At 38.1% G+C, this 14,332-nt stretch carries 13 protein-coding genes; 8 read left to right on the forward strand and 5 right to left on the reverse strand.

Going from position 1 to position 14,332, the window contains the following annotated elements:
* Positions 1-65: 65 nt before the first annotated feature.
* Positions 66-782, reverse strand: coding sequence for a bacillithiol biosynthesis deacetylase BshB1 (gene bshB1, locus B5488_RS06750; RefSeq protein ID WP_079734565.1), 717 nt, complete (start codon positions 780-782; stop codon positions 66-68).
* A gap of 90 nt (positions 783-872) precedes the next feature.
* A complete protein-coding gene (locus B5488_RS06755) occupies positions 873-2,027 on the reverse strand; it encodes a trans-sulfuration enzyme family protein (RefSeq protein WP_079734566.1) in 1,155 nt (384 codons plus the stop codon).
* A gap of 179 nt (positions 2,028-2,206) precedes the next feature.
* Here B5488_RS06755 and B5488_RS06760 point away from each other — a divergent pair, with 179 nt between their 5' ends.
* The 4 genes from B5488_RS06760 to B5488_RS06775 all read left to right on the forward strand — a co-directional run bounded on the left by B5488_RS06760 (position 2,207) and on the right by B5488_RS06775 (position 6,407).
* The gene (locus tag B5488_RS06760; protein ID WP_079734567.1) at positions 2,207-3,256 is read left to right on the forward strand and encodes an NAD(P)-dependent alcohol dehydrogenase; all 1,050 of its coding nucleotides are present in this window, start codon (positions 2,207-2,209) and stop codon (positions 3,254-3,256) included.
* A gap of 552 nt (positions 3,257-3,808) precedes the next feature.
* Complete coding sequence (gene hutI / locus B5488_RS06765; protein ID WP_079734568.1) at positions 3,809-5,047, forward strand: imidazolonepropionase; 1,239 nt, start codon at positions 3,809-3,811, stop codon at positions 5,045-5,047.
* Complete coding sequence (locus B5488_RS06770; RefSeq protein ID WP_079734569.1) at positions 5,047-6,045, forward strand: formimidoylglutamase; 999 nt, start codon at positions 5,047-5,049, stop codon at positions 6,043-6,045. The genes hutI and B5488_RS06770 overlap by 1 nt, the downstream gene beginning before the upstream one ends.
* Positions 6,042-6,407 (forward strand): DUF1622 domain-containing protein, encoded by a 366-nt coding sequence (locus B5488_RS06775; protein ID WP_079734570.1) that lies wholly within the window; start codon positions 6,042-6,044, stop codon positions 6,405-6,407. Before B5488_RS06770 ends, B5488_RS06775 begins: the two co-directional genes overlap by 4 nt.
* A gap of 22 nt (positions 6,408-6,429) precedes the next feature.
* Here the strand turns inward: B5488_RS06775 and treF are convergent, their stop codons facing one another.
* Positions 6,430-8,064 (reverse strand): alpha,alpha-trehalase TreF, encoded by a 1,635-nt coding sequence (treF, locus tag B5488_RS06780; RefSeq protein WP_079734571.1) that lies wholly within the window; start codon positions 8,062-8,064, stop codon positions 6,430-6,432.
* Between the two features lie 133 nt (positions 8,065-8,197).
* Between treF and B5488_RS06785 the strand changes: the two genes are divergently transcribed.
* On the forward strand, positions 8,198-8,656 hold the full coding sequence (locus B5488_RS06785) for a GNAT family N-acetyltransferase (protein ID WP_079734572.1): 459 nt from the start codon (positions 8,198-8,200) through the stop codon (positions 8,654-8,656).
* A gap of 64 nt (positions 8,657-8,720) precedes the next feature.
* Entirely contained in the window at positions 8,721-9,533 is an 813-nt protein-coding gene (locus B5488_RS06790) for an MBL fold metallo-hydrolase (RefSeq protein WP_079734573.1), read from the forward strand.
* An 80-nt stretch (positions 9,534-9,613) separates the two neighbouring features.
* Here the strand turns inward: B5488_RS06790 and B5488_RS06795 are convergent, their stop codons facing one another.
* A complete protein-coding gene (locus tag B5488_RS06795) occupies positions 9,614-9,946 on the reverse strand; it encodes a hypothetical protein (protein WP_079734574.1) in 333 nt (110 codons plus the stop codon).
* Between the two features lie 311 nt (positions 9,947-10,257).
* Positions 10,258-11,451 carry an ADP-forming succinate--CoA ligase subunit beta gene (gene sucC / locus B5488_RS06800; RefSeq protein ID WP_079734575.1) on the reverse strand — a complete coding sequence of 398 codons (1,194 nt, stop codon included), beginning with the start codon at positions 11,449-11,451 and terminating at the stop codon, positions 10,258-10,260.
* 362 nt (positions 11,452-11,813) lie between these two features.
* Between sucC and B5488_RS06805 the strand changes: the two genes are divergently transcribed.
* A complete protein-coding gene (locus B5488_RS06805) occupies positions 11,814-12,986 on the forward strand; it encodes an MFS transporter (protein WP_079734576.1) in 1,173 nt (390 codons plus the stop codon).
* Positions 12,987-13,098: 112 nt separating this feature from the next.
* Positions 13,099-14,331 (forward strand): diaminopimelate decarboxylase, encoded by a 1,233-nt coding sequence (gene lysA / locus B5488_RS06810; RefSeq protein ID WP_079734577.1) that lies wholly within the window; start codon positions 13,099-13,101, stop codon positions 14,329-14,331.
* The last annotated feature ends 1 nt before the right edge of the window (position 14,332 follow it).

The following is a 14,332-nucleotide window of genomic DNA, read 5'->3' on the forward strand; positions in this document are numbered from 1 at the left end:
ACGAATTCCCGAACATAAAGCTAATAAGCTTCAAATTAAATAATTAGCAAAAACCAAATTTGAGCTTAGATCAAATCGAAAATTGAATCTACTGCCGGGTAGCGCTCTACCGTAAAACCTTCGGCGTGTTCGGTGTTAATTATTCTTCCAAGATCCCGCGCCCTGTAATTAATGCTATCTAAAAAGTTACTGCTGGAAATTGGAGTTTGAGGCTCTTTAGAATTTTCATCAAAAAATTGCGTTTTATATGCCAAAACCGATTCCATTTTTTTATCCATATATCCCGAAATATCTACCACCACATCGGGCTTTAAATTTTTCCACTGGATATAATGATAAACGTGTTTTGGGCGCCAGGCCTCCTGACTTTTCCTATCAAAAATAGTTTCTATTTTGCGCAATCCGCTTAAAAAACAGGCATCGCTTACCAACTTCGCCCCTTTTCCGTGATCAATATGCCTATCATCTACCGCATTGCATAAAACAATTTCGGGACGATAACGCCGCAAAACCTTTATAATTTCCAGTTTATGCGCAGTATTATTTTCGAAAAAACCATCGCTAAATTCCAGATTTTCCCTAACCGAAACTCCGAGTATCTTTGCAGCATCCTTTGCTTCTTTATCGCGGGTTTCGGCAGTTCCGCGAGTACCCATTTCACCACGGGTAAGATCTAAAATCCCCACTTTTTTACCTCTGTCTACTTCTTTTGCAATAGTGCCAGAACAACTTAATTCCACATCATCTGGATGCGAGCCTATAGCTAATATATCTAGTTTCATAATTAATTTTTAGTCATTTCCGTGAAGACGGAAATCTATTTTGTCATTTCCGCATCGATAATTCTCAGGATAAACTGTGACGGAAATCTTCTAACTGCTAACCTCTTTCAACGCCTGTTCCAGGTCTTCTATTAAATCTTCTTTTTCTTCAATTCCTACCGAAAATCGCATCAATCCATCTTTTATTCCCTGGGCTTCTCTTTCTTCAGGAGAAAGTAAACCGTGAGAAGTTTTTGAAGGTGATAATATAGTAGATTCTACACCTGCCAGGCTCATAGAAGATTTAATCAGCTTTAATTTCTTCTGAAATAGATCAAAATCGAGTCCGTCGCGCAATTCAAAAGACATCATTCCACCAAAACCTTTCATTTGAGATTTTGCCAGGTCGTAATCTGGATGAGATTCTAAACCGGGATAATAAACCCGGGAAATATCTTCGTGTTTTTCAAGAAAACGAGCTAATTCCAAAGCATTTTCATTTTGTGCTCTAACTCTTAATCCCATAGTTTTTAAACTACGTTCCAGCATCCAAACGGTGAAATCGCTTAAACTTCCGCCGAAATTCTTAGCCAACTGGAAGATTTTATCAATATGCTTTTCAGAAGCTATCGCCGTTCCTGCAAGAATATCACTATGCCCGCCCATATATTTGGTTGCTGAATGCAATACGATATCAATACCAAAATCTATAGGATTTTGATTTACCGGGGAAGCGAAAGTATTGTCTATCATACTCACCAGGTTATGCTTTTTGGTAATTTCAGCAATCGCTTTTATATCGGTTACGGTAAGTAATGGGTTTGAAGGGGTTTCAATATAGATCACCTTTGTATTTTCTTTAATTTCCGCTTCAAAAGATTCGGGTTTTGAGTCCTGGGTGAACGAAAATTGAATTCCGAATTTTTCAAATTCTTCGGTAACTAAATTACTGGTTCCTCCATAAAGGGTATTTTGAAATACCACGTGGTCTCCTTTTTGCGCAAAAGCCATAAGTGCGGTGCTTACCGCTGCCATTCCGCTACCAAAGATCAAGGCGGCTTCCCCGTGTTCCAAAGCGGCCATTTTTTGAGCTAAAGCCACCTGGTTTGGCGTATTAAAATATCTTGGATAGCGCTTCACCTCTACATCTTCAAATGCATAGGAGGTCGCCATATATAATGGTGAAACAGCGCCTTTAAATTGTTTGTCTTCCAGTTCGCCGCTATGGGTACAAATAGTATTTATTCCGGGATGTTTTTTCGTCATTTTTAAAACTTTCAAAATTCGCCCTAATGTAAAAAGAAATATTCTAAATGCCCTGTGTTTTTAGGCCGTTTCCTAATTGAGGCTTTTTGATTTTAAACAGAAGTTAAATAAAGTTAAACCAATACTTGCATTTAATATTAGCTTCTCTATTCTTTATCTTTAAGAAAAAATGAATTAATATGAGTGAAGTAAAAGCATACGGCGCGCAAACCAGTGATGCCGATTTAAAGTCCTTAAATATTGAACGTAGGGAAATTACCGAAGACGATGTAAAGATTGAAATAGAATACTGCGGTGTTTGCCATAGCGATATCCACCAGGTTAGAAACGACTGGAAAAATTCTAAATATCCTGTTGTACCAGGCCACGAAATTATAGGTCGTGTAACCCAGGTGGGGAAAAACGTAAGTAATTTTAAACAAGGTGACCTTGTGGGCGTTGGTTGTATGGTAGATTCCTGCCAGGAATGCGATTCCTGTAAAGAAGATCTCGAACAATTTTGTGAAAAAGGTGCTACCCTAACTTATAATAGTAAAGACAAACATTTAGGCGGACATACTTTTGGAGGTTATTCTGAACAAATTGTGGTAGATAAAGAATTTGTACTTAGAATTCCTGAAAATATAGATGCTAAAGCCACGGCTCCCCTACTTTGCGCCGGGATTACTACCTACTCTCCCCTTCGCTACTGGAATGTGAAAAAAGGCGATAAAGTAGGCGTAATTGGACTTGGCGGACTCGGACATATGGGCGTAAAATTTGCCCATGCTTTAGGAGCTCACGTGGTGATGATCACTACTTCTCCTTCAAAATCTGAGGACGCAAAAAAACTGGGAGCTGATGAAGTTTTGGTCTCAAAGAATGAGGATGATATGAAAAAACAAGCTGGTAGTTTCGATTTTCTTCTAAATACCGTTCCGGTTGGCCACGATATGAATCCCTATATCGCTTTATTGAAAAGAGATGCTACTATGGTTTTGGTTGGCGCTATTGAACCTTTAGATCCAGTTCACGGTGGTGGATTAATTGGCGGCCGTAAACGAATTGCAGGCTCGGTGATTGGCGGTATTAAAGAAACCCAGGAAATGTTAGACTTTTGTGGTGAGCATAATATTGTTTCCGATATTGAAATGATAGATATACAAAACATTAACGAAGCTTTTGATCGGGTTGTAAAATCTGATGTAAAATACCGTTTTGTGATCGATATGAAATCGCTTAAAAATTAGAATTTATAAAAAGCTGCCTGAAAAACGTTGGTATCGTCAAGCTGAACTGGTTTCAGCTTATAATATGATTTCAATTCTAATTAAGTTAGATCCTGAAATAAATTACCATTGACGTATTTTTAAGATGTTAGTATCTAGGCTTATTATCTGCTTTAATTTAAATCGAAACATGTCTGATTTGGAAGGTTGTTCTTTCATTTTTTGCTCGCCCAAAAAACGAAACAAAAAAGGGCGTCCTATGTGGAGGTGTTTTTTTGGCTACAAGGCCAAAAAATCGCAAATCAGCAGCTAAATTTTTTCCAAGGCTTCAAAAATTATTTACGCTGCTGATTTGCTACACTCACACACGGAATTTACAACTCGCTAAGCTCGCCGAACGTCAATTTCCTGGGCTAGATATTTTTTTTATTACGGGTCTCAGGATGACGTTTATAAAAATCATTGCTGGGTAGCTTTTTTGTTTCTATTTAAAAAGCCCGTTTTCCGGGCTTAGTTTTTATCTTTGTTTAACTCACGTTTTTCGGCAGAAAACAAACACAAAAGCTAAGTGAAATGAAACAATTATTTATCAATATTAAAGAACTCTTGCAGGTAAGAAACGAAACGGTAGAGAAACTTTCTGGTGCTGAAATGAAAGAGCTGCCCACGCTAAAAAATGCCTGGCTACTCATTGAAAATGATAAAATTTCCGATTATGGCGAAATGAATTCTTTACCTGAAATCGAAGCCGATAAAACTATTAATGCTGAAGGGAAAATAATCCTGCCCAGCTGGTGTGATTCCCATACTCACATTGTTTATGCCGGGAACCGGGAATTGGAATTCGCCGATCGCATTAACGGACTTTCTTATGAAGAAATAGCCAATCGCGGTGGCGGAATTCTAAACTCCGCTAAAACCTTGCAGGAAACTCCGGAAGAACAAGTTTACCAACAATCGGCGAAAAGGCTCGAGGAAGTAATGAAACTTGGAACCGGTGCTGTTGAGATTAAATCGGGTTACGGTTTAACCGAAGAAGGCGAGTTAAAAATGCTGCGAGTTATAAAGAAACTTCAGCAAAATTATAATATTCCTATTAAAGCTACTTTTTTAGGAGCGCACGCTATTCCAAAGGAATACAAAGAAAAACCAGATGCTTATATGGATTTGGTAATTGAGAAAATCTTACCAAAAGTAGCCGAGGAGAACTTGGCAGAATATATAGATATTTTTTGTGAAAAAGGGTATTTCAGCGTTGCTGATACTCAAAAATTGCTTTCTGCAGCAAAAAAATTCGGTTTAAAACCAAAAATTCACGTGAATCAATTTAATGCTATTGGCGGTATCCAGGCGGGAATTGAACACGATGCCTTAAGCGTAGATCATTTAGAAATAATGCGCCCGGAAGATATTGAAAGTTTAAAAGGGACCACCACAATGCCCGTGGCGCTTCCCTCCTGTTCACTGTTTTTAAGCATTCCATACACACCAGCCCGGGAAATTCTGGACTCGGGACTGCCGTTAGCTTTAGCAACCGATTTTAATCCCGGTAGTACCCCAAGCGGAAATATGAATTTGGTAGTTTCCCTGGCCTGTATAAAAATGAAAATGACACCGGAAGAAGCTATAAATGCAGCTACAATAAATGGTGCTTACGCAATGGAACTCAGCAAAACACATGGTAGTATTACTAAAGGAAAAAAAGCCAATTTTATATTAACTAAAGAGATTCCGTCTTACACCTTTTTACCTTATGCTTTTGGTACCAATTCCATAGAATCGGTTTTTATTAACGGAAAAATGCTGGAATAATGGAAGGCTTAAAAATCTATAATTATAAGTCGGTTGAAAAACACATTTCCATTCGTGATGGTGAAACGCGATTTGGAGAAAAAATAGGTTTTGTTGAAAATTTAGAAGATTTAGCAAAAACGGAAGCAAAATTTGTACTTTTTGGAATTCCGGAAGATATTGGAGTTAGAGCCAATCACGGGAAACCCGGTGCTTCAAAAGCCTGGGACGCCTGTTTAAATTCGTTGCTGAATATTCAAAATAATGAATTTACAACCCCTGGAAATATTATTCTACTTGGAGAGATTAATTGTAAAGCAGAAATGCAAAAAGCAGCCAATATTGATGAAGAAGACCCGAACTATTATCCGAAACTTGGCGACCTGGTAGAAAATATTGACGAAAAAGTAAGTTTATTGGTTGAAAAAATAGTTTTAGCCGGGAAAATTCCAATTATTATAGGCGGCGGTCACAACAATGCTTACGGGAATATTAAAGGAACTTCTAAAGCAATAAGAAAGCCACTAAATATTTTAAATATTGATGCGCATACCGATCTTAGAAAATTAGAACATCGCCACAGTGGTAACGGTTTCAGCTTTGCGCAACGAGACGGATTTCTGGGGAAATATTCGATGTTCGGAATCCATAAAAATTATACCCCACAATATATTTTTGATGAAATAAGTTCGGTTTCTAATATTAAATTTCATCTTTTTGAAGATCTTATTTTGCAAACCCACCAGAGAAAAATGGCGGCTTTTAATTCGCAACTGGAATTTGTAAATAAACAGCCTTTTGGATTGGAACTTGACTGTGACGCAATTATAAACTTTCCTTCCAGCGCGCAATCGCCATCAGGTTTTGCACTAAATATGCTTAGAAATTTTCTTCAAATCGCTTCCGAAGAAAAAAATTGTAAATACATACATATTTGCGAAGCCGCTCCCATGGAACATAATTACGCGCAAGTAGGAAAAGCATTATCATTTTTTATAACAGATTTTATAAAAGCATGACAGATAAAGTAGAAGAACTTATTGAAATAACAGCCTTGGTAATAGAAGTGGTGGGCATCCTGGTTATGGTGATTGGAACCTTTCTCGCCTTGGGCAGGTATGCTTTTAAACTACAGGGAGAAAATATTAGGAGTTTTCAAAAAATCAGGGAAGAATTAGGCCGTGCGATCCTGCTTGGCCTGGAGATCCTGATTGCAGCCGATATTATTGCTACCGTGGTTTACGGTGCCGAAATGGAGCAAATCCTCAATCTCGGGCTCATAATCCTAATTCGTACCTTTTTGAGCTTTACGCTGGAGGTAGAAATAGAAGGAAAATTGCCGTGGAAACAAGAAAAAAACCGAACTACCGGCCAAAAATAAAAGCACCTGAAATCTCTTTTCCCTATTTTTCTTTTGAAAGTTTCTGATAAACGCCATTGGTCCACCCAAAACCGTCCTGGGTAGGATATTCTCCTCCACCGCTCTCTTTACTCAGGTCTTCAACGTTATATTTTTCAAGTAATTTATAAGTATTCTCATATACGTTTTGGTTAAGATTTAACCAGCGCTGCTTAATTTCTGAAGCTAAGTAGTCTTTGTTATAATTGCGAAGTCCTTCAATACTCATATACTGCAACGGCGCCCAACCGTTTGGCGCATCCCATTGCTGCCCGGTATTGTGCGGGGTACTTACCAGTCCGCCCGGCCTCAGGAAAACTTGTTCCAGCGTTTTGGCAACCTTACCGGTTTGAGCATCTTCTGAAATTTTAAAAAAGAGAGGATAAACTCCGGCAAGGGAATAGATTCCCGTTCTATGAGCCTTTTTAAAATTATAATCGAAATAAAAACCGGTCTCTTCTTCCCAAAGGTATTTTTGAATAGCAATTTTTCGATTTTCGGCTTTTATACGAAATACTTCGGCCTTTTCTTCAGCTGCATCCAATTTATAAGCCCGGGCAAGCGTTTTCTCCAGATTATAAAGCAAGCTGTTAAGATCTACCGGAATAATTTGCGTGGTGTGAATGCTATAAAGGTTGAAGTCTCCATTTCCATTTATACTTAGCCAACGGCTGGAAAAATCCCAACCAGATTCGGCAGCGGCTCTTAGGTCACGATAAACTTCTGCTTTACTACGATCTGGGTTTTTAGTAATAGCCTCTTCAGCCGTTTCCACATCTTCGCGATAGCTTTCGGGCCTTGGAGTGTTTTTATCGTCCCAGTAACGGTTTAAGATTTCGCCATCAGAAAGTTTTACCACTCTTTTATAAGCTCCCGGTTCTTGATTTTCACTACCCTTCATCCAAAAATCATATTCTTTTTGTAAAGCCGGAAGATATTTTATGTAAACCTCTTCCCCCTCAATTTCAGCGAGAAGCTGTACCATTTTTGCAAAAAATGGTGGCTGGGACCGGCTTAAATAGTAAGTACGGTTTCCATTAGGTATAAAACCATAATTTTCGATAAGCCAGGCAAAATTATCAACCATATTCCTTATAGTTTCAGTTTCGCCATCTTCCTGGAGTCCAAGCATGGTAAAGTAACTATCCCAATAATAGATCTCACGAAACCTTCCTCCGGGAACTATATAAGGGTTTGGCAAAGGGATTAAAGTCCCTGAAACCTGCTCGTCAGCAGGGCGCTTCAGCACATCCCATAATTTATTTATATGCAGATTTATTGAAGAAGAGTCAGTTTTATACTCACTGTTTAAGGCCGGAATTTCGAAATTTTCATTCAAAAAAGCTTTAAATTCAGTATTGTTTGTAGGTTTTTCTTCAGCATATTTTTTCTGAATCTCTCTGGGAGCCATTCTCGGCACTGCATCTACAAAAGTTTTACTATCTGCAAACAGGGATTCATTCTCTTGCACATCGAAAAACAATTCGCCGTAAAGTTCTTCGGGCGGCAAAATGCTAAGCTGCTTTTCTTCTAGCTTAATTTTATCTGTTTTATTTTCTTCTGTCCTAACCGCCGAAGAACAGGCGTTAATTAGTAAAAAGGAACACAGAAACAGGAAATTTACTGAAAGCTTTTTCATAAAATTCATTTTTGGATAATCAGTCGGCTGTGAAAGTAAAAAATAATTTATAATTCAACGTTTTCGGCTTCAAGGTAAATCGGCTGAGACCGCTTTATTTTATATTTTAGCCAAAAATTTTAGTTTAGCAAAAATGGAAATTATTTCTTTTAATTCAGCTTATATCGAAGATTTTAAAAACTTAAACCTTGCCTGGTTAGAAAAATATTTTTGGGTAGAACCCCACGATGAAGAAGTGCTGGGAAAGCCCGAAAAATATATTATTGAAACCGGTGGTACTATTTTTTTCGTAAAAGATGATGAAAAAATAATTGGTTGTGTGGCCTTAATGAAAATTGAAAACGGCGTCTTTGAATTGACCAAAATGGCGGTTAGCCCGGAATACCAGGGAAAGAAAATAGGTCAGCAATTAATGGAACACAGCCTTGATTTCGCTAAAAAGAAAGGCTGGGATCATTTAATTATTTTTTCTAACAGAAAGCTTGAAAACGCGATCTATATCTATAAAAAATATGGTTTTAGGGAAATTCCTATTGGCGAAAACAATCCTTATACCCGTGGTGATATAAAAATGCGCCTGGATCTGGCATAAAAAATTTAAAAAAACGAGGCTATTCTAATGTAGGTTAATTAATTTTAATGCAAAATAATCAACTATGAAATATTTATTCACGTTACTTGCAGTGGGAATTTTATTTACCGGCTGTAAGGATGAAGGAAAAAACAATCAATCTGAAAACCAAATAAATAAAAATCCTTATGGTGAGGAAAAGAATGTTCTGGAAGCTGATTCGGCTTCTATAGACATTCAACCCATCTCCCACGCTACTGCCGCGGTAAATTGGAGCGATGTCACTTTCTACATCGATCCTGTTGGGGGTGCCGAAGCTTTTAAAGGAATTGAGAAACCAGATTTTATCTTAATCACCGATATTCACGGAGACCATATGAGTATTGAAACCCTGGAGGCTTTGAGTCTTAAAGGAACTCATATTATAGTACCACAAGCCGTAAAAGATGAAATGCCCGAAGAAATGAACGATAAAGTAAGGGTTTTGGAAAATGGTGCTACCACTCGTGTACTTGAGTTTTATATTGAAGCCATCCCTATGTATAATCTTCCGGAAGATCCTGAATCTCATCATCCCAAAGGACGTGGTAATGGTTATGTTGTAGAAAGAAACGGACAACGACTTTACATTGCAGGTGATACTGAAAATATACCTGAAATGAAGGAATTAGAAAATATTGAGATTGCTTTAATCCCAATGAACCTTCCCTATACTATGACGGTTGAAGATGCTGCCGATGGCGTTTTAGCATTTGCACCTAAAAAAGTGATTCCTTATCATTTTAGGGGTCAGGATGGTTTTGCCGAAGTTGAAAAGTTCAAAAATTTGGTAAATGAAGGTAATAAAGATATTGAAGTTGAAATACTGGAATGGTATCCTGAAAGAGAAGAAGAATAAAATTCAATTCTATTTATAAAAAATGAAACCCGGTGATGAACCGGGTTTTTTGTTTTTTAAATTCTTTGATTGAAAAATACTTAAGGTTTTAATCTTATTGGTAACTTATATTTTTTGACAGAAGAATCTAAAACTGTTTTAATCTTCTTATTATTCAAGTGTTTTTTAATCAACTTCCCAGCTAGGGTATGCTCGGTGCCAACGTACAGCACCTGCATTTCATTGTCTTCGTTAAAACTAACTACAAGATTTGCCACGACTTCTTCTTCAATTTCAATTTCTATGTTTTTCAACAAATCCTGAATTTCTTTTTTAAAGGAATCTGAAATTTCAGGAGAATTTCCAGGGGCAGCGTGAAGTAAACTTCCGGCGCTAAGCGCCAATGCACACAATACTAATTTTAAAGTCTTCATAATAATAAAATTTAAAGGTTATACATTTTAAAGACCGATCTAAAACTCTATATGTTACAAGGTTTATATTTTTTTATAAGATTTTAACTATTTAAAATTAGTGCATAAAAAAACTGTCTAAAATTTAGCATACGGTCTGTAAAGCCCCTCTTACGTCAAGCTGAACTTGTTTCAGCTTTTAAAATTCTTAACAACTTAGATTCTGAAATAAATTCAGAATGACGTTTTGTAAAACTTTTCAGACAGTCCACCTTAAATTTTAGACAGTCTTAATTCAACAGGAAATAAATTCCTGTCCCGAAGCTTCGGGATTATTTAAGTACTTCCTGTACTTTATCTGCAGCTTCCTGGAACTCAACCGCAGAGTGAATCTTAAATCCGCTATCGTCAATTAATTTCTTGGCGATATCTGCGTTGGTTCCCTGTAAACGTACAATAATTGGCACGTTAATAGTATCTCCAAGGTTTTTGTAGGCATCTACAATTCCCTGCGCCACACGGTCACAACGAACAATACCTCCAAAGATATTTACCAGGATGGCTTCAACTTTATCATCTTTTAAGATCAAACGGAAAGCTTCTTCAACTCGCTTTGCATCAGCTGTACCACCAACGTCAAGGAAGTTTGCAGGTTCTCCACCAGCTTGCTTAATAAGGTCCATTGTTGCCATTGCAAGTCCGGCACCGTTAACCATACAACCAACGTTTCCGTCTAGGTTTACAAAGTTAAGTCCAACTTCCCCAGCTTCCACTTCAGTTTGATTTTCTTCACGAATATCACGCATTTCAGCATAGTCTTTATGACGGAAAAGCGCATTATCATCAAGCGTTACTTTTGCATCTACTGCAAGAATTTTATCATCACTGGTTTTTAAAACCGGGTTAATCTCAAAAAGCGAAGAATCAGATTTTTCGAAAGCAGTATAAAGAGACATTACAAATTTTGTCATCTCTTTAAAAGCAGTTCCGCTAAGTTTTAGGTTAAAAGCTATTCTTCTAGCCTGGAAAGGCATAAGTCCTGTTGCAGGATCTATCTCTTCAGTAAAAATTAAATGCGGAGTTTCTTCAGCAACGGTTTCAATATCTACACCACCTTCAGTAGAATACATAATCATATTACGGCCGGTTGCACGGTTTAGTAATACAGACATATAATATTCTTCAGGCTCGTTGTCTCCAGGATAATAAACATCCTCGGCAACTAATACCTGGTGTACTTTTTTACCTTCAGCAGAGGTTTGTGGCGTTACCAGATTCATTCCAATAATGTTTCCTGCTACTTCTTCTACCTCTTTTAGATTTTTGGCTAGTTTTACACCACCACCTTTTCCACGTCCACCGGCGTGTACCTGGGCCTTAATTACGTGCCATCCGGTACCGGTTTGTTCGGTTAGTTCCTTGGCGGCGTCTACGGCTTCTTTTGCATTATGTGCAACTAAACCACGCTGAATGCGTACGCCAAAACTGCTTAAAATTTCTTTTCCTTGATATTCGTGTATGTTCATAATCAGCTATTTCTTCAGTATTAATCCCTCAATGAGGGTTTAGTTCCCCGAGGCTTGCCTCGTATTTTAAAATCATTTTCCAATTCAAACCTCGTTTGCTTCCATAGAGGTTCTTAATTTATGGTTAGCAAAAGTAACAAATGTATAGCTATTGTACCAATCTTTTTTAGGATATCCCCAGCCCCGCCATAATCTAAAGCCACACGAAAATTTAGCATTTCATTAAGGATTTCATATTTTTAAAATCCCCGTTATTACTGCGATTTCGCCACTATAAGCTTATCGTAAATTTTTGCCATAATTCCCTATTATTAAGTTTATCCCTTTTAATTTTGCCCTTTGCTTAAAAATTAACCTATAGAATGAATAAAGCACTTGTGGCACTGGCTATTGGAGGATTCGGTATTGGATTAACCGAATTTGTAATTATGGGAATTCTTCCCGATGTAGCTTCGGCTTTAGACATAAGTATTCCACAAGCGGGACATTTTATCTCGGCATACGCTTTGGGCGTGGTGGTTGGCGCTCCTTTGCTTACTGCTTTTGGCGGAAAATGGCCGGCGCATAAAACCCTGCTCCTTCTTATGGTTTGGTTTACGGTATTTAATTCACTTTCCGCTTTTGCTAATTCTTACGAATTATTATTGGTTTCCCGTTTTCTATCGGGATTACCGCACGGGGCTTTCTTCGGAATTGGCGCCGTGGTTGCCGGCCAACTGGCCAAACCTGGAAAATCGGCACAAGCTATTGCCATTATGTTTACAGGCCTTACCCTGGCCAATGTGTTTGGAGTTCCGTTGGGAACTTATTTAGGCCATAATTATAGTTGGAATGTTTCGTTTATGCTGGTGGGCGTGGTAGGATTAATGGCTATTGTCAGCGTAAAATTCTGGATGCCGCATCTTCCAAAATCTTCTTCTGAAGGCATTAGAAAAGATCTAAATGTACTGAAACGTGGCGAACTCTGGATGGTGGTTTTACTCACTACCATTGGCACCGGCGGGTTTTTCGCCTGGTACAGCTATATCGCACCTTTGATTACCGATGTAGCGGGGCATCCCGAAGGTTTTGTAAGTTATGTTATGATCCTGGCAGGCGTGGGAATGGTAATAGGAAATCTTATTGGCGCCAAACTCGCTGAAAAATTTTCTCCTATTTATGCTGTAATTATGAGTATGATCTTAATGGTTTTTGCATTAATAACCAATGCCTATGTAGCTGAAAATCAAATCGCCATTTTGGTGATGACCTTTCTTATCGCCACTATCGCTTTTTGTCTCTCCACTCCTATTCAAATGGTAATGATCAACTCTGCTAAAGGTTCAGAGAGTTTAGGTTCTTCTATGAACCAGAGTGCTTTTAATATGGGAAATGCATCCGGTGCTTATTTTGCCGGCTTACCAATTGCATTTGGCTACGGCTTTACCTCGGCATCTTTGGTGGGGGCTGTTATGGCCGGGTTGGGTGTTTTTATTGCCCTCGCAATTATACTTATTAGAAAGCGAAAAGAAAGTACCGTAGCAACCGCGAGTTAAAGTATCTTCTCTCTAAATATTAACAATTTCAGGGAATTCGTTATTTTTGAGACTTGCACTTGTGGGAGTTGAAATTTCTCCTGTTTTTTGCCACTTAAATTTTTCAATTGTTATGACCAATCAAGATCTGCTTGCTGTTGCCAAAGAATTCGGAAGCCCTGTATATGTATATGATGCCGAAAAAATCGCTTTTCAGTTTAACCGCTTAAAAAATGCTTTTTCAGAAGTTAAAGATTTGCGCATCCATTATGCGGTAAAAGCGCTTTCTAATATTTCTATTCTGAAATATTTGAATTCCCTGGGTAGCGGGATGGACACTGTTTCGGTACAGGAAGTTAAGCTCGCCCTGGAAGCCGGAGTTGCTCCAAAAGATATTATTTATACACCAAACGGGGTTTCTTTAGAAGAAATTGAACAGGTGGTGCGATTGGGTGTGCAAATTAATATAGACAACCTTTCTATCCTGGAGCAGTTTGGCGCCAAGCATCCAGAGGTACCGGTTTGTATTCGTATAAATCCGCATATTCTGGCAGGTGGAAACTCTAAAATTTCGGTAGGTCACGTAGATTCTAAATTCGGGATTTCTATTCACCAAATGCCGCTTTTGCTGCGTATTGTTGAAAATACCGGAATGAATATTAACGGAATCCATATGCATACCGGTAGTGATATTCTTGATATTGAAGTTTTTTTACGTGCTTCTGAAATTCTTTTTGATTCGGCTAAAAACTTTAAAAACCTTGAATTTCTTGATTTTGGGAGCGGATTCAAAGTGCCCTACCGCGAAAATGATATCGAAACCGATATTGAAGAATTGGGAGAAAAATTAACCGAGCGTTTTAAGAATTTCTGCAAAGAATACGGTCGCGAACTCACCCTGGTTTTTGAACCGGGAAAATTTTTGGTGAGTGAAGCCGGAAAATTCCTTGCTAAAGTGAACGTGATAAAACAAACCACTTCCACAGTTTTTGCCGGAGTTGACACCGGATTTAATCATTTAATTCGCCCCATGTTTTACGGGTCGCACCACGATATTAAAAATGTATCCAATCCCGCGGGGAAATTCAGGTTTTACTCAGTGGTTGGCTATATTTGCGAAACCGATACTTTTGCCAACAACCGCCGAATTGCCGAAATTACCGAAGGTGATATTATCGCTTTTAGCAATGCCGGTGCTTATTCTTTTTCTATGGCCAGCAATTTTAATTCACGCTACCGCCCGGCTGAAGTTTTATGGTACAAAGGTAAAGGCCATTTAATTAGAGAACGTGAAACTTTTGAGGATTTGCTAAGACATCAAAAAGTTATAGATTTTACCCCGAAGAAGGCCAAAACTTCTAAATAAT

Source organism: Salegentibacter salegens, assembly GCF_900142975.1.
Lineage (GTDB): Bacteria > Bacteroidota > Bacteroidia > Flavobacteriales > Flavobacteriaceae > Salegentibacter > Salegentibacter salegens.